This is a genomic window from Roseivirga sp. E12 (genome assembly GCF_017592825.1).
Classification (GTDB): domain Bacteria; phylum Bacteroidota; class Bacteroidia; order Cytophagales; family Cyclobacteriaceae; genus Roseivirga.
The window spans coordinates 1-16,605 of record NZ_JAGFMD010000004.1 but is presented as its reverse complement, the minus strand read 5'-3'; the positions used below and the strand labels follow the sequence as shown (position 1 = coordinate 16,605).

Here is a 16,605-nt window from a genome sequence, read left to right as displayed (position 1 = left end):
ACTTATTTATGGTTTTATCAAATGAGTTTGCGCAAATATACAGTTTCAAAACACTGTTATGAAACTGAATTTATAGAATGCTTTTTAGCTCAATTAAGTTCTGAATTTCATGCTGAACTGAACGATCGGTAGATATTTTGTTTGGGTTAAACCATACATGGTCCATTCCAACATTAACTGCCCCTGCAATGTCTGCGTTTAGGTTATCACCGATCATAATACTTTCTTCCAAAGCGGCATCTGTTTTGTCCAGTGCAAGTTCAAATATCCTAGGGTCAGGCTTTCGCATTTTTGAAGACTCTGAGGTGATCACTACATCAAAGTACTGGTCTAACTGAGACGACTGCAACTTGGTTGCTTGAATGTCATCAAAGCCATTGGTGATGATGTGAAGCATGTATTTTTCATTGAGGTAATCTAAAACCTCATGTGCTGCTTCGAAAGTTCTGTTTTTTGTTGGAGCCAACGCTATATACTCCTCTTCGATTCTATAGGGCATGTGCTCTAATGAAGCATCGAGTTTTTGAAAAATCGCTGGAAACCTTCTTTCTCGAATATCTCTTCTCTGAATCTCACTCCGATTATAAAGGTCCCACAGGCCTTCATTTACCTCGAAGAAGGTATCCGCCAATAGCTCTTTTTCGAAAAGCCCCAACTGACCAAATCCATAGCGTTCATAAAGTTCATAAAGCGCCTCTCGAGCATTAGCATCATAGTCCCAAAGGGTATGATCAAGGTCAAAGAAAATGTGCTTATAGTTCCTCAAGGAAGTAGGGTTTTTGAATTATCCCAAAAGCGGTAACCAAGTTTACCGCAATAGGTTTTTATTATGAAGTCTGCTTTTGGCCAGCTCTCGGTTCGAATTCAGTACTTCAAAGGTCTCCTGGTCTTTTTGAAGCGTGGCATCTTTCACCAAAAACTCGAAGATCCTATTGGTCAAATCTTCCACTTCTTCACGAATGCTATAAAACACCCACTGATCAACTTTTCTAGCGCTGACAATGCCTGAATTCTTTAAGTATGTAATGTGTCTTGAAGTCTTGGTTTGCGTGAATTCAAGAATATGTTCGATATCAGAGATGGTCAACTCATCATTACGATAGAGCAAATGGAGTATTCTTACCCTAGACTCATCAGAGACGGATTTAAAGATTTGACTGCCAAAACTGAGGCTAAAATTCTTGAGACGCATGGGTTAAGAATTGTTAATTTGAAAAGAATAAATCTATTTCACCAATCAATAAATGGTTTTTGCATGTTATCATTGTAACGTAAAGCAAATCGTTAATCTAATCCATTTGATTTCCTTTCCGTAAAAGATTACTACATATTCAATTGGTGCAGCATCTTACGAAAAAATATTATCTGATTTTATCGCTGGCAATAGTGTTTACAGCATGCTTGCCAAAAGCTGCTAATGCTCAAGATCGTGAAGACTTAAAGATTGTTCAGGTATCTGGTCTTGTGATGAATATGGATAGTACGCAGACCATTCCTGGCGTACACGTCTTCAATAAGAAAAGTGGTCGTGGAGATATCACAGATTATAAAGGCTGGATTAGTAAGGCATTTCTTGCCGGAGATACGCTTATAATTAGTGCTGTTGGTTTCAAGAATAGAGAAGTGGTTGTTCCTGACAATGTTGGCGATCGCTGGACAGTGATTTTTGCAATGGAGGAAGACTTTGTAGATCTCGGTGAAGTTGAGGTAAATCCCTTTCCTTCCGAAGAATTGTTTAAGGAAGCCATACTGGCAATGAACCTTAATGAGGATCAACAGAATGTAATCAATAGTTTTGCTCCTGAGGTGATTCAAGAGTTAATTCGATCTACACCTTTGCAAGCTAGCCCAAGTGCCAACTACAGGTTTATGCAAAATCAGCAGTTTGTCAACCTTCAAAATAGTGCAGGACCACGCGCAAACCCGCTCTTGAATCCTTTTGCTTGGTCTCAGTTTATCAATTCTTTGAAGCGTAAGAAGAAGAAATAGCTTTTTACCAGCCTCTATCAACTTTAAACTCCTTGAGGTAATCTGTTCCTAACAGTTTGTCTTCAGCATTCGTAAACCAACTCCTATTCTTGGGTATTCTCATCCCTTGCTCGATGATCATGTCATCCAAGACAATGTATTCCCCATCGTTTTTTGCTTCATCATGATAGAACCTGTAACCAACCATGGCATAGGTATTCGGGTTGAAATAGAAATACCATATGTCCTTTCCCACTGACTCATCATAAGTCACTCTTAAGGAAAGTACTGATTTACCCATAAAGGTCGTTTCAATTACCTTATCATCGATATTCGTCCCTTCATCCTTAAGCTTCATAGGCAAGCCATAGAGGTAAGTATAGTAGTCGCGCCACCTTCTCGCACGGTCTGGAGTCAGACTCAGAGAGTCTGCTTGTTCTGCAGTTGGCCTAGCAAAGTTTACTTTAAAGTCACAAGAGTCTTTGCCATCAACCATCCATTCTAATAGTCTTTCATTACTCAGCACAGAAATATGAAACCCTCCTTTGATGTTATCAACAACAACATTACTCAGTCTGGGAGATCTGTTGGGTGTTTCCATTTCAATCACCATGTCCATTTTCACCCTACTCCACCAGCCATCTGGATCATGAAAAGCAATAGTCCGGTTGACCAGTTGATCGGCAGTTACGGACTGGCCATACAACGCGGTTGTCAGCAAACAGATAGATAGACTCAATAATAACTTCTTCATAACATTGGATTGAACTGTAATTTATAAAGCCTTGCGTCCTTATTCCAGCAGATGTTTTTATTTTTGCCAATTCATAGCACAATTGCCTGCATGGACATCCCCATTTGGAAATCTGATTTTTTAGAACCTATACTTGCCATTGCCCTGGTCACAGTAGGCTTTAGCATTTATCATTTTTACTCGATATCTGAGAAGGTAAAGCAAAGCTTTCTTCAAAAATTTGGCGAAGCAAAGGGCAACACCAGAGCCATTTGGTCTCATCGCTATGTAGGTGCCATGACGATAGGCATTATCCCTGCTGTGATTATGATTTTAGTCTTAGGAAAGGACATATCAGACTATGGTGTGGCTTTCAAAAACCACGACATCTCATTGTATTGGATTTTCGGTTTGGCACTGATCATCATTCCCATGAACTTCTTCAATTCCAAGAAGGCTAAAAATCTCGCGTTTTACCCCAACGTTAGAGAAAAGGAATGGACAAAACCTATGGTAGCAACTAATGCATTTACCTGGTGTGCTTACCTATTTGGTTACGAACTCATGTTCAGAGGCTTGTTGCTCTTTGCTACAGTGCCGTTATTGGGAGAATGGCCCGCAATAATTCTTAATGCGGCCTTGTATGCCTTGGTACATGTACCAAAAAATTTAGAAGAAACCATTGGAGCTGTACCCTTGGGTATAATTCTTTGCTTAGTCACGCTTACGACAGGAACCATTTGGGTGGCTTTCTTCGTCCACATTACATTAGCCTTATCTAATTTCTTTTTCTCTTTAAGGCATCACCCAGATATGAAAGTGATTTAATGTCGAAACGAATATTCATAACAGGCAGTACCGGATTTATTGGCAGAAAGTTGGCCATGAAATTGGCAAATGAAGGCAATGAGGTTGTGGCTCTAGTTCGCTCCATGAGCAAGGCTACCGACCTGAAGCATGAAAGAATTTCCTTTATAGAAGGTGACCTATTCGCTATAGAGGCGTTGGAAAATGGCATGAAAGCCTGTCATGAAGTTTATCACTTAGCAGCTTTTGCAAGTGTATGGGCTAAAGATGATACATTCAAAACAGTGAATATTGACGGTACATTGAATGTACTTGATGCCGCTAAGAAGCAAGGAGTGTCTAAAGTAGTGGTCACCTCAACTGCAGGTGTAATCGGACCCGCCATTGATGGGCCCGTCAATGAAGACACACCGAGACAGGTAGACTTCTTTACCGATTACGAGAGCACCAAATATGAGTCGGAACTCAAAATTAAAGAGTACGTATCCAAAGGCCAGCATGTAGTAATTGTAAACCCCACAAGAGTATATGGGCCAGGGCCGCTGAACGTGAGTAACTCGGTAACCAAACTGGTGAAGCAATACATTGAAGGCAAATGGAAATTTATTCCTGGTGATGGACTAAGCACAGGCAACTATGTTTACGTTGATGACGTCATCAATGGACACATCTTGGCGATGCAAAACGGTCGTGCTGGAGAACGTTACTTACTGGGAGGTGATGACGCTACCTACTTTGAGTTGTTCGATACGATTGCAGAGATTGGCGGCAAGAAGTATAAACTCTATAAAATGCCATTGGGAGTATTATTGACTTTCGGAAAGCTACAGTTATTTATGGCAGAGAAGTTTGGAAGGCAACCAATGATCACCCCAGGATGGGTAAGAAAATATCTCTATAAATGGAGTGTATCTAGTGCGAAGGCTCAAAACGAACTTGGCTATCAGGTAACTCCGTTAAAACAAGGAATTGAGAATACAGTCGAATGGCTGAAAGCAAATAATGTCTGATCAAAACACTTATACCTTAGTCACCGGTGCCAGCAATGGTATTGGTAAAGCGATAGCCGAAAACTGCGCTGCCCGTGGACAGAATGTCCTATTGGTAGCACTTCCCGAACCAAAACTTGAGGAAGTGGCCGCAGCCTTAAAGGAGCAATATCCGACTCAGTCATTTGATGCACTCGGCACCGACATGATGCAGAAGGAAAGCCCTCAAGAGATTTACGATTGGTGTAAGCAGAATGGCTACATAGTAGACATACTGGTCAATAATGCAGGCTTGGGTAATTCAGGCGCTTTCCTTAGCAGAGAGGCTAGCTTCTATTATGGGCAGATGCAATTAAATATGGTTTCTTTGGTAATGCTCACTCATCTCTTCCTGGAAGATATGAAGCGACTGCCGAAGACATATGTCTTGAATGTAGCGAGTATGGCTTCTTTCTATGACATACCATACAAAGGTATTTATTCAGCCAGTAAGCGCTTTGTACATTCCTTTTCTCGGTCTTTGAGAAAGGAATTGGAAGCCACGAATATTGGTGTGACGATTCTTTGCCCTGCGGCTGTTTTGACCAACCCTGATGTAATTCAGCGTGACAAGGAAATGGGTAAAGCTTCCAAAATGACCCAACAAACGCCTGAAGAGGTCGCTGAGTATGCACTGGCACGTATGTATCAGGGTAAGGCCATTGCGATACCTGGCTTTATGCCAAAGGTTTACAAGGCTCTGGGAAGGATAATCCCCTACAGCATTCAGATGCGCATGTTGGCCAATGCCTTCATAAAGCAATCCAAATAGTCTTAAATAGAAAAAGCTCCGTCCCGAAGCTTCGGGATCAGAGCTCCCTCGATCTATTTATGGGTAGTTTAATTATCCATTAAGTAGCGCGTAAAGCTTCTGCCATTTACTTCAGCGTATTTGGTAATGATGTCCCATCGTACGTCCAAACCTTTGATATCCAAATCGCCTCTCACCTTAGTATACTTCATATCTAAAGATCGATCGAATTTGGCTGCATTGAAGTTGGCACCATCCCTGAACTTGGTATACTTGAAAATGGCATCTTCATCGAAGAAGGTTTTAGAAAAGTCAGCCTTATCTTCAAATTCAGCATACTTGAAAGTAGTTTCTTCATTGAAAGAAGATTCTTTAAAATTGGCTGAACGCTCAAAGACAGAATATTTGAACATAGCGTTTCTTTCGAACTTGCAGTTTTCAAAAGTGACATCTCTCTCAAAATCTGCAGTGAAAGTGTATTCCGATCTTTCATCGTGAAAATAAGCCAGCACATCATCCTCGAAGGTGACATTCACAAATGAAATTTTAGATGTAATCGTTTCTTTGACTTCATTGTCAGAACCATCTCTCCACCAACGTCTTCTTCTAGGCAAATCTGGTTTCTTCTCATCCATAAAGGTGAAATCCAGTACACCCGTTATGGTAACATCTTTGTAAGTAATCTCATCTCCCTTCTTCAAGGCATCCATTATATCGGAAGCCTTTACTTTTTGCTGGGCGAATGCCGAAACTGAAAGAAGCATTAAAAATGCGCATGTGATCATTGCGCGTGTAGTGAGTTTTTGAGTTTTCATGACCTTTGGGTTTTTTATGTAGACTGATAAAAGTGAATTTGGTTACAGTCCTATAAAGAGTAGATGTAAAAAACTTCAAAAGGTTGCATAAAAGGGAGTGCCCAGACCTTCTGTCTGGGCACCATAGACCAAAACTTACTATTTAGAAACAAATAGTAGGACCGCTGTTCGTATGCTATGGAAAAACCCGGCGCACGACATACGCTGACAATAAATACTGGTTCATGTAAAATACCCTACCTCAAAAAAAAAGCCACCCCGATGTATCGGAGTGGCTTTTACTAAGGTTTTATCACTCTTATTCCGTGGTGCTGGTTTGTTCTTCGACTTGAGTCTTGTAAATAATAACTCCACTAGCCTCAAAAGCCAACTCTTCTTTGGCTTCAGTAATCGCGTCAATGATAGACTGCGGCTTTCCTGCATCTTCAGCATAATGTCTTAGTGTTTCAACATCGGTGACTGTTCTTGTCACTACGCCTTCGATTAGGGCTTCATTACCTTCCATGCCTTCCTTCGGTACAAAGAATGCATAGTCTTTGAAAGTAACTCTCATTTCTTCTCCATTTGGCATCACCAAATTCATCCAACAGCCCTTCATGGCACAAGTAGCTGTGATCTCGCCTTTCACTTTTACCATTATAGAATCTGACTCTGATAACTTGGCTACCATATCATCGACTGAGATCATTCCCGTCTCAGAGATTTCAGCTCCGTACTTACCGACAATCTCTGCGGTATTCTCTTCTGATTTTTGTTGCGGGCTGCAGGCAAATGCTAGCAGGGCAAAACTCAAAAACATAAATTTCTTCATAGCTATAACTTATAGGGCAAAGATATCAAGTATAAACTTGTCAGCCCAATGACTTTTATCAGTTTCTCTTATTTATCACCTTGACGTAAACGAATGAACTCCTTTCTCAAGTATTCGAGTGCCTCCTCAGGGTTGGTAAATTTAGAGCTTTCCGCACTCTGATACATTTCCCCATCGCCTCTCATCAGCCACTCTGCTGAAACTCTCTTCCCTTCTTTCTGTAAGTCCAGAATTTTCTCTAATACAGGGCCACTCGGATAACTCTTTCGCCCTTTGGGATTCACAATATTGAACATAACCGAACTCGAAACTTCAATGCGCTTTGCAAAGCCGCTTTCGGAATCTCTAAAGTCCTTGATCAGGACAGCAATACGTTGGTTAATAGTGGACATTTAAAAATAACTAGGTCTGGGTCCATTATTGGGTACTTCAGAACAAAATGCACAGGCCGGGTCAATCAATTTTTGATCTATAAGACACTGAAAACAACCAAAAGGCACTGTCAGTAGAGGAACAATATTATCACCTTGAAAATTACATGGATCATGAAAAAAGACCGGAATGTCGTTGTTAGTCATCAACAGTCTTGTGGTATCAATACCGACCACCTCAAAGAAACCAAAGACTTCTTCACCAGGATCTTCACTTTTAATATTCCCTGTAAGTGGCCCCACAATTGGATCAAATATAGACCCATTCGTAATGGTCAAAGTCCTTACATTTTCCCAATAATCGAAGTTCTCTTCACTTACCCGTGATTGAATGAGATTAAAGTAATGCTTGTTTTGGAATGATCTATCGATTCTTCGGGTAATGAGTTCTCGGTTTCTTAAGTCGCTTCGTCTAATGTTTCTACCGTCTAGCAGAAATATCTCTTCTGCACCCAACTTATGCGTTACAAAGCATTGGCCTTGATCTGGGGCAATGGGAAACCAAAAAGCCGGAAAATTTCCTGTTAACACGGAGTACACCTCCTCCATCTCCCACCTCACAAAGAATCTATCAGGCAAATCGTCAGGCAAGTCAGAATTTACAAATAAGCGGACCACATCCTCTTCCACTGCTGCACCTGAAGAAGTAATATCTTTCTCAACTCCAATTTCATATCGCATTTCATCCTGAGAGATCACTGGCATGAGTTCTTGAAAGTCTGTGGAATAGATAGCCCCATTGATGTTAGCCTCCAAACGGTAGGACTTTCCGGGCTCTCCAGAAATAATCCTACGTTCCAGGGTGTAATGACCTGGTTCACCTTCCACCAAAACCTCTTCCAGACCATTATCATCTATGATTTTTACACTTGCTCCTTCAATTGGCGTTGGGGCTGTGCTCGCTCGACCAGCTCTAGAAATAACTACTTCGTTGGCTTGGGTGCTGTTGCTTATGCGACCATAGATAATTACCTGCCCACCTACTGTTTCATCCTTCAGCTCTATGACCTCAGAACATCCTAAGACTGTACCTATTATAAGCACAACACCGACTGCCTTTTTGAGTGCTCTATGATAGATGGAAGCGTGCATTACATAAATTTAGAAATAGCTTGGTCTCGCCAATGTACTATTAGGCAATAGAGAACAATAGATACATTCGGCTTCTACAATTTCTCTCTCAATCAAACAACTGATACATTCAAATGGCACCCTGATGATTCTGAGAAAAGTCTCCTGATCAACCTGACAAGGGTCCAAAAAGAAAAGTGGAATGTCATTATTAGTCATCAATAACCTAGTGGTATCAGCACTTGAGGCTTCAAAGAAACCGAATACTTGTTCAGATGGGTCTGAACTTTGGAAGTTACCCGGTACAGCGGCAGGAGGGGTATCGAAAATTGAACCTTGTCGTACAGTAAGTGATTGAAGCTTACTCCAGTACTCATGTGACTCCCTGTTCAAACCCAGTTGTATGATATTAAAATAGTGCTTGGTACTGAAGCTACGATCAACTGGTCTTACTGCGACTTCTCGATTATTCAGATTTACATTCCTTATCTCTGTTCCATCTACCAAAAAAATCTCCTGAGCGCTTAACTCATTAATGATGTAACATACCTGTGGAGAGTATCTAGGAAAAGTACGCAAGGGTAAATTCATACCTGTGATGGTATAAGATTCTTCCATGGTCCAGCGGATGTAAAATTCTTCAGGCAGGCTGTTCAGAGTACTATTGGCAAAAATTCTGACAACATCAGTACTTGTCGCTGTGCCCGAACCGGTAGTATTGTCCTGAATATCCAACTCAAACCGTAACTCATCTTCGGCCAAAATAGGCATCATCTCTTGCAATGATGATGTATAGGTTTTTCCATCCACTTGGACTTCCAGCTGGTATACTCCTCCAACTTGACCTTGCACTACATCCCTACATAGTTCGTATTGTCCGGGTGCTGTTTCGACATACGCCTCCTCTAAACCATCTTGATCAATAACTTTTACCAATGCTCCACTGATTAGCTCAGGGGCTTGCTCTTCTGGCAATGCCCTTGAAATATTAACCACATTGCCCATGGTACCATTTGTGATTCGGCCAGCAATCACTAACTGCCCACCACTCGTTTGATTATTTAATTCTATTACTTCAGCACATTGGGTGAAGAGCATTGAGATGAGCACCAAACTCAGTAAATACAGAACATGTGTTTTACGCATCTTCATCAGAATCTAAAGTTGTAGGTGATGTTCGGAAATGCAGCTCCTAATACGGTCAGCCTGTGAGGTCTTGGGATTAAACCCAAATCTTCAGGTCTTTTGAAAAACACTGAAAACGCGTTCTTTCTGGAAAGAATATTATAGATACCGATCGTCAAAGTACCCAGGTAGTTTCTGCCCTCGAGCTTATCTCTTAATTCTTTCTTTAAGATGTCTCTGCCGAATGTAAAACTCAGGTCTATTCTGAAATAGTCCGGAATACGAAACTCGTTGCGTTCGGAGAAATGAGGAACCACCGTACTCCCGATTCTATAGTTAGTGACGATACCGTTGATCGGTCGGCCTGTGCTGTAAACAACATTCCAGTTAAATGAGCTGGTTCCTCTTAATTGTACAGTAGACACCCATGAGAAGTTATGCGTCCGGTCGAAGTTGGCAGGATACCACTCACCATTGTTGATTACTTCATCCGGGTTTTCACCTTCAATCTGTACTTCCGTTCTCGATAGCGTATAAGAAAGCCAGCCTGTCATGGGCCCCTTGTTCTTCTTAATGTACAGCTCCATACCATAAGCACGCCCCTTACCAGCAATGAGATCTGTTTCTAAATGATTGTTCAACAGTAAGTCCACGAAGTCCTTATAGTCTAACAAATTGTCAATATCTCTTAGGTAAACTTCGAGTGAGGTTTCCCATTTGTTATCACTAAAGTTTTTGAAATAACCGATTGACGCATTATTCGAAATAAGTGGCTTCAAATAGGTATTACTCAGTTGCAGGATATCCGTTGGTGTGGCCGCGGTGCTGTTAGAAAGCGTATGAATGTATTGACGCGTTCGGTTTAAACTCAACTTCAAGGAAGTTCGGTCATCAATGGTATATCGAAGTCCAATCCGTGGCTCAAACCCTGAGTAGTTCGCAATTACATCTCCTTTTTGGTAAGAGACTGTATCGACAATATTTTCTACCAAGCGCTGTGTACCATCTGCGTACTGAAAGACATCGTACGGTCCTCTATTTTGAAAAGTAGAGTAGCGTAAACCCAGTGAAATGGCTAAATCCTTGGTAATGGTGATATCATCATTGACAAAAAAACCTATTTCATTTCCTTGTTCTTTCTCCACCCGTTCAGCTAAAATTCCAGAATCTGGACCTATGGGTGTAGCGATCTCTGGTCGGCCATCATATCTCACTAAATCAGCACCGAATGTGATGTTGTGCCTATCACTTGGGGTATAAAAAAAGTTTTGTTGTGCCTGATAGTACTTCATGCCGTTGTCTATCTCTGCGGCATCGATTCCCGAAGGGTCAAAAAGCTTACTCTTATAAACTCCAGAAACAAAACGTGTAGTAGAAATGAGGTTATCCGTAATACTAGAGTTCCAACTGAAATTGAGAATGTCAGTATCCCACTCAAAACCGAAATCTTGTGCGAACCTGAAGAAATCACCACTGCGGTAATAACTCAAATTCACTTTGTTCTTTGTCCCAAACCGATGGCTTAATTTCAGATTGACATCGTGAAATCGTGCAGCACTGTTCTGCACATCAATATTTCTTGCACGGCCTAAAACCCAATCTGAGTATGACGATCGCCCTGCCACAAGGAATCTTGTTTTACCTCCATTTATAGGACCATCTACAACCAATCGGCTAGCTACAAGGCCAAGTCCTCCTCTTACTTTCACTTTCTCGCTATTGCCTTCCTTCATCCGCACGTCCAATACAGAAGAAATACGACCTCCATATTGAGCAGGCATATTTCCCTTGAAAAGCGTAAAAGCTTCAGTGGCATCAGGATTAAAAGTTGAAAAGAAACCCAAAACGTGAGAGGCATTGAATAAGATGGCGCCATCCTGTAAAATCAGGTTCTGATCGGTACGACCTCCTCTTACATTGAAACCGCTAGCTCCTTCACCTACGGTAGATACACCTGGCAATGATTGAAGGCTCTTGACAATATCTACCTCTCCCATAAATGCAGGAAGGCTTTCAATTTCTTTAATATTCAATCGGTTTACGCCAGCACTAATTCTTTGGATGTTTTTGTCCTCTCCTTCTGCTTCGATTAATATCTGATCTAAGGTTACCACCTGGTCTTCCAAAGCGACATTCAAAACTCCATTCCCAATCACCCGTAGGTCGTAGACCTTATTCACTTTGCCCACGTACTGCACTACTAGTTCAAACTCACCAGTAGCAATGGTAAATTCATAATTTCCTTTCTCATCACAGACGGCTCCAATATTGGTTCCTCTTATGGCTACGGTAGCGCCAAAAAGTCCTTTGCCATCTTCTTTGCCAGTCACCTGGCCCTGTATTCTGACTCTTCCTGTGGAGGTCTTGGAAGGATCACCCACAACCACCCGCTCTTTATTCTGAGCCCAGAGGCTCACAGAAATGAGCAGCAGAAAGAGCATCAAGACACTCCTCAGCGTTCGTTGTAAGAATGGATCCATTAGGTGGTAATCAGGTTTAAACGTGCAATGCAATAATATAAGTCTTTTTTGTACGAATTTGAGTCATGTCTTTTATGCAAACGTTTTCTTATTCAGTGAACGAAGTGTTTAAGGTGATGAACGCATATGCACATATAAGAAACGTTTTAAGCTTATTGTTTCACAACACAGGTTTTGGTCAAGCGTTTATTATTTTTGGCCTTCAGAAACAGTCTGTCATTTGATAAGGAAGATATATTTCATATCCGGTTTAATAACCCTGCTCGCCTTTTGGAACATTGAAATTCCAAAGCGCGCCTTTAGATTCTATCAACGTGGTGATCTGGTAAAAACCGTTGAGGCTTTGGACCGATCTATAGCAAAAGACACCCTTAATCCGGCCGCCTACTATTTGTATGCCAGGCTGTTCACCGACACGGCTTTCGACAGGTATGATGTCGACACAGCCTACCTTTATACAAATCAGGCCTTTGATCAGTTGCAGTTCGTTACGGAACCAAAGGACATTGAAGACCTCCAAGAACTATCCGTAGACTCCGTTTCACTAGAGCGCCTAAAAGACAAGGTCGATAGTCTCAAGTTTATCGACATCAAGGCTATTCACACCATTGAAGCCTATAATTGGTTTATGCAAAGCCATAATGATGCGAATCAGATAGAGGAAGCCATTCGATTAAGGAATCACATTGCCTTCCAAAAATCAGAAGCCATTAACACTTGGCAAGGCTATCAACAATACATGGGTGAGTATCCCGTCTCGGAAGATTTTGCAGAAGCAGAAAAACGTTACAAAAGACTCATCTATGAAGAACGAACGGCTGATGGCAGTTATCAAAGCCTGACTTCTTTTTTAGAAGAATTTCCGAATACCCCTTATCGAAAAAACGTAGTGGCGGAGATTTTTCAATATGCCACAGCAGAAAACACACTAGACTCCTTTAGAAAGTTCTTGATTGACTACGCCAGCACTGATTTCAATTCCATCCTTGCCGATCGTGCCTACCATATTTACAAAACTAAATACCCAGATGGTGACTTTTTTGAAGATTTTGACTTTGCACTAAGTATGGACTCACTTCGAAATGCCCAATCACTTGAAGGCGAGTTTTGGATGCCAAAACTGGAGAATGGTAAGGTAAACTATGTGAGCAAATCAGGGGAGAATCGACTTCAAACTAGCTTTGAAACCTTGACTGAAGACTGCCTCTGTAACCCTTCGTTCAATGACATTCTTTATGGAACAACAGGCAACAAAAAACAAGTCATTGGCAGAAATGGTCATGCCATCTATGAAGGCATATTTGAGGAAGTAATCGATGGTGGTCATGGACTTCTCGTTATTCGCAATGTTGAGGGAGATCGACTGATTCATAAATCCGGTCAGGTGATTATCGATAGTCCGAAGGAAGAAATTAAGGTTCTGACCAACAGCTTGATTAGAACTAAAGAAAATGGGCTTTTCGGACTTGAAAGTATCCATGGACTGCCCTATCTGCCCAATGAATTTACAGCCATTGATACTTTTAAAACTAAGCTTTGGCTCGAAAAAGAAAACGGTATTCAGCTTATTGATGGAACATCTTTACTACCCGTATTACTTGGTGCAAAGCCTCCGGCATTTATCCCCCAATACGATGAATTGGAAGAACTACCAAATGGTAGAATTTGGGCGATCAGGGATGACAAAGAATCCATTCTAAATCAAAACTTCGAAACAATCATTCCTTTTGGAGCTTATGAGATTTATGAACGAGCTTATGGCTGGAAACTCGAAACTCAAGGTAAAATTCAGCTTGTGCACGATCGATATAATGATCTGCTGCGTGGAAAAAACTACGATCGTATCTTAGAAAACGATCGATGGCTCGCATTAGAGCAAGACAGTACTTGGACACTCCTTGACCAAGTCGGAAACGCTAGGCCAAGCTTTGGCTATGACTCTCTGTCATTTTGGGGAGAAAACATGGTGATGAAGTTCAGAGGCGACTCTACCTGGGCACAGTTTAAAACGGGGAAAGAACTCCTTATGAGAGATGATTGGGAGCCGCAACTGCTAATTCCACAACAGTATATTACGACAGGAGAGAAAGCATTGAGTGACTACTTTATGCTAACCAATGAGAAAAAGTTTAGGAAGATTTACAATACCTATGGACGAGAAATTCTGGCCTCTACCTACAATGATGTGACTGCGTTAAGCCCTAATATGATTAGGCTACAAAAACGCAATGCTGCCCTTGCCGATAGCACAGGTCACTTCTTACTCAACTTTATTTATGATGGCATCGGGTCGAATAAAGACGGTTATGTAAGCATTTTAGATAAGGGAAAGGTGGGCGTAATCAACCCTGAAAAGAACATAAACATCCCCCCTACTTTCGATAAATTAATTGAGCCTTATGGTGATACCGTTCTGATAGCCTCTGACGGAAAGTACAAAGGTTTCATCAACGCTAAAGCTGAGTCTTTAACGAGTTTTGAGTTTGACGAGGTGGTGTATTATAATGACACGCTTGCGCTGACCCGAATTGAAAATGAATGGTTGATGTATGACATTGCCAGCGATGAGGCCTTGTATGAAGGCATCCTTACCTATGAGTATATCCTAGAAGACGATTTGGACAAAACACTCTTGATTAACACAGAAGATGGGGAAGGAATTTACAGCCTTACCAAAGGAGAACTCATAGAACCGACCTATACCGAAATCAAAGTGTTGGGTAGTAGTGACGAACCCATTTACTTTGCGATGAAACTTGTGCCTGAGGCAGATATCTATATTGTTATCTATTTTGACAAAACGGCTAACAAAATTTTTACACAGAGCTTTCCGAGAGAAGCGTATTTTAGAATAGCTTGCCCTTCAAAATGATCATATTATGAAAAAGACCATCTTCATTCTATCACTTTTTATCTTGACCATTGGCTTAAAAGCCCAAACCGAAAGCCCCAAACTCGTTGTTGGGATTATGGTCGATCAGATGAAACAAGAATATATCTGGCGCTTTGAAAATCACTTTGGAGAAGGTGGACTAAAACGCTTAATGAATGATGGTTTTGCTGCCAAAAATGGGCATTTCAACTATTCTTCAACAAGTACTGGTCCTGGTCATGCTTCTGTTTACACAGGTGCTACTCCCTCCGTTCATGGTATTGTTGACAACACTTGGTACAGTAGGTTATTGAATAGAACCGTCTATTGTGCAGAAGATACTGCCGTTGTGGCTGTCGGTGGATCTGCAAGAAGTGGTAAAATCTCTCCGATGAACTTGTACAGTTCTACGATCACAGACGAGCTTAAGATCTCGACAATGCAAAAAGGCAAAGTGATTGCTATGTCTATCAAGGACAGAGGTTCTGCGCTACCAGGAGGACACTACTCTGATGGTTCTTATTGGTATGATGCCAGCACAGGAGAGTTTATGACTTCTTCTTATTACATGGCTGACCTTCCGGATTGGGTCAAAGCTTTTAACAATAGAAAACTGGCTGATAAGTACCTTGGTGGGACTTGGAATACGCTTAAACCTATCAGCCAATACAATGAAAGTGGTATAGATAACTCTCCATATGAAGGTGGCTTCAGAGGCAAGGACACGCCAACTTTTCCATATGATCTTTCTAAACTTAGGACTTCTAATGGCGATTTAGGACTGATAAGAAGCACACCTTTCGGCAATACACTTCTGAATGATTTAGCACTAGCGGCAATTGACGCTGAAGGCCTTGGTGCCGATGCTACCACTGACTTTTTAGCAGTGAGTTTTTCGAGCCCCGATTACATTGGACACAATTTTGGACCTCAATCTAAGGAGGTTCAAGACACGTACATTCGATTAGACAAGGAAATTGAAAGACTACTCGATGCACTAGACAACAAAGTAGGTAAAGGAAATTATGTAGTTTTCTTAACTGCCGATCATGCGGTGGCTGAGAACTCTCTTCGTATGAAGAATGATAAATTCAGAGTAGACAATTTCAATAGAGGAGCTTATGCTGAGTCGCTCAAGTCAGCTGTCAATGCAAAGTATGGTGACGCTGAATGGTTTGAAGGACCAATGGGCTATGATACTTTTTTAGACCACGATGTAGTGGCCGAAAAAGGAGTAGACCTCTATGAAATACAGCTTTTTGTTGCGCAACAAGCTATGAAGTTCGAAGGTGTGCATTTGGCACTGACCGCCACTGACATGGCCAGAAACAGCTACAGTGAACAACTGAGATCTCTAATGCAAAACTCCTATCATGCTAAAGAGTCGGGCGACATTAAAATGATTCTTAATCCTGCATGGCAAGCTGGCAGAGCAAAGGGAACAGGTCATGGCAACGCCTGGAATTACGATACACACGTTCCGATTATCTTTTATGGCTGGGGAATTAAGAAAGGTACATCTGTGAGAAAGATGCACATCACTGACATTGCTCCTACCATTAGCATGTTGCTCAAAATTAGGCTTCCTAATGGCGCTACAGGACAACCAATATTCGAAGCGTTTAAATAAGCATATAAATCTCTGCTCGTCATTCCGAGCTTGACCCGGAACCTCGTAATTGAGGGGGGAGAGGCCGAAGGAATCTCCTTATT

Annotated in this window: 15 protein-coding genes; 6 read left to right on the top strand and 9 right to left on the bottom strand. The window is 41.4% G+C overall.

The window, feature by feature from the left end:
- Positions 1–70 precede the first annotated feature (70 nt).
- Together J4E76_RS11025 and J4E76_RS11020 are read right to left on the bottom strand one after the other, a co-directional pair.
- On the bottom strand, positions 71–766 hold the full coding sequence (locus J4E76_RS11025) for a YjjG family noncanonical pyrimidine nucleotidase (protein WP_208504136.1): 696 nt from the start codon (positions 764–766) through the stop codon (positions 71–73).
- Between the two features lie 42 nt (positions 767–808).
- Entirely contained in the window at positions 809–1,192 is a 384-nt protein-coding gene (locus J4E76_RS11020) for a metalloregulator ArsR/SmtB family transcription factor (protein WP_208504134.1), read from the bottom strand.
- A gap of 146 nt (positions 1,193–1,338) precedes the next feature.
- Between J4E76_RS11020 and J4E76_RS11015 the strand changes: the two genes are divergently transcribed.
- A complete protein-coding gene (locus J4E76_RS11015; protein WP_208504132.1) occupies positions 1,339–1,989 on the top strand; it encodes a carboxypeptidase-like regulatory domain-containing protein in 651 nt (216 codons plus the stop codon).
- A gap of 4 nt (positions 1,990–1,993) precedes the next feature.
- On the opposite strand, the gene J4E76_RS11010 is transcribed toward J4E76_RS11015, so the two are convergent.
- A complete protein-coding gene (locus J4E76_RS11010) occupies positions 1,994–2,722 on the bottom strand; it encodes a DUF6503 family protein (protein WP_208504130.1) in 729 nt (242 codons plus the stop codon).
- Between the two features lie 90 nt (positions 2,723–2,812).
- Here J4E76_RS11010 and J4E76_RS11005 point away from each other — a divergent pair, with 90 nt between their 5' ends.
- From J4E76_RS11005 to J4E76_RS10995, 3 genes are read left to right on the top strand one after another with little or no spacing between them, the layout of a single operon-like run.
- Entirely contained in the window at positions 2,813–3,529 is a 717-nt protein-coding gene (locus J4E76_RS11005) for a CPBP family intramembrane glutamic endopeptidase (protein ID WP_208504128.1), read from the top strand.
- Positions 3,529–4,518 (top strand): SDR family oxidoreductase, encoded by a 990-nt coding sequence (locus J4E76_RS11000; protein WP_208504126.1) that lies wholly within the window; start codon positions 3,529–3,531, stop codon positions 4,516–4,518. Before J4E76_RS11005 ends, J4E76_RS11000 begins: the two co-directional genes overlap by 1 nt.
- On the top strand, positions 4,511–5,308 hold the full coding sequence (locus J4E76_RS10995; RefSeq protein WP_208504124.1) for an SDR family oxidoreductase: 798 nt from the start codon (positions 4,511–4,513) through the stop codon (positions 5,306–5,308). Before J4E76_RS11000 ends, J4E76_RS10995 begins: the two co-directional genes overlap by 8 nt.
- Before the next feature lie 68 nt (positions 5,309–5,376).
- Here J4E76_RS10995 and J4E76_RS10990 read toward each other — a convergent pair whose 3' ends face one another.
- The 6 genes from J4E76_RS10990 to J4E76_RS10965 all read right to left on the bottom strand — a co-directional run bounded on the left by J4E76_RS10990 (position 5,377) and on the right by J4E76_RS10965 (position 12,020).
- A complete protein-coding gene (locus J4E76_RS10990) occupies positions 5,377–6,102 on the bottom strand; it encodes a pentapeptide repeat-containing protein (protein WP_208504123.1) in 726 nt (241 codons plus the stop codon).
- A 298-nt stretch (positions 6,103–6,400) separates the two neighbouring features.
- Positions 6,401–6,913 carry a DUF4920 domain-containing protein gene (locus J4E76_RS10985; RefSeq protein ID WP_208504121.1) on the bottom strand — a complete coding sequence of 171 codons (513 nt, stop codon included), beginning with the start codon at positions 6,911–6,913 and terminating at the stop codon, positions 6,401–6,403.
- Between the two features lie 68 nt (positions 6,914–6,981).
- Entirely contained in the window at positions 6,982–7,305 is a 324-nt protein-coding gene (locus J4E76_RS10980; RefSeq protein WP_208504119.1) for a hypothetical protein, read from the bottom strand.
- Positions 7,306–8,436 (bottom strand): DUF4249 family protein, encoded by a 1,131-nt coding sequence (locus J4E76_RS10975; RefSeq protein ID WP_208504117.1) that lies wholly within the window; start codon positions 8,434–8,436, stop codon positions 7,306–7,308.
- Between the two features lie 9 nt (positions 8,437–8,445).
- Positions 8,446–9,561, bottom strand: a complete 1,116-nt coding sequence (locus tag J4E76_RS10970) for a DUF4249 family protein (protein WP_208504115.1) — start codon at positions 9,559–9,561, stop codon at positions 8,446–8,448.
- 5 nt (positions 9,562–9,566) lie between these two features.
- Positions 9,567–12,020 (bottom strand): TonB-dependent receptor, encoded by a 2,454-nt coding sequence (locus tag J4E76_RS10965; protein WP_208504113.1) that lies wholly within the window; start codon positions 12,018–12,020, stop codon positions 9,567–9,569.
- Between the two features lie 220 nt (positions 12,021–12,240).
- Between J4E76_RS10965 and J4E76_RS10960 the strand changes: the two genes are divergently transcribed.
- Entirely contained in the window at positions 12,241–14,892 is a 2,652-nt protein-coding gene (locus J4E76_RS10960; protein ID WP_208504111.1) for a WG repeat-containing protein, read from the top strand.
- Between the two features lie 7 nt (positions 14,893–14,899).
- Entirely contained in the window at positions 14,900–16,522 is a 1,623-nt protein-coding gene (gene pafA, locus J4E76_RS10955; RefSeq protein WP_208504109.1) for an alkaline phosphatase PafA, read from the top strand.
- Positions 16,523–16,605 lie beyond the last annotated feature (83 nt).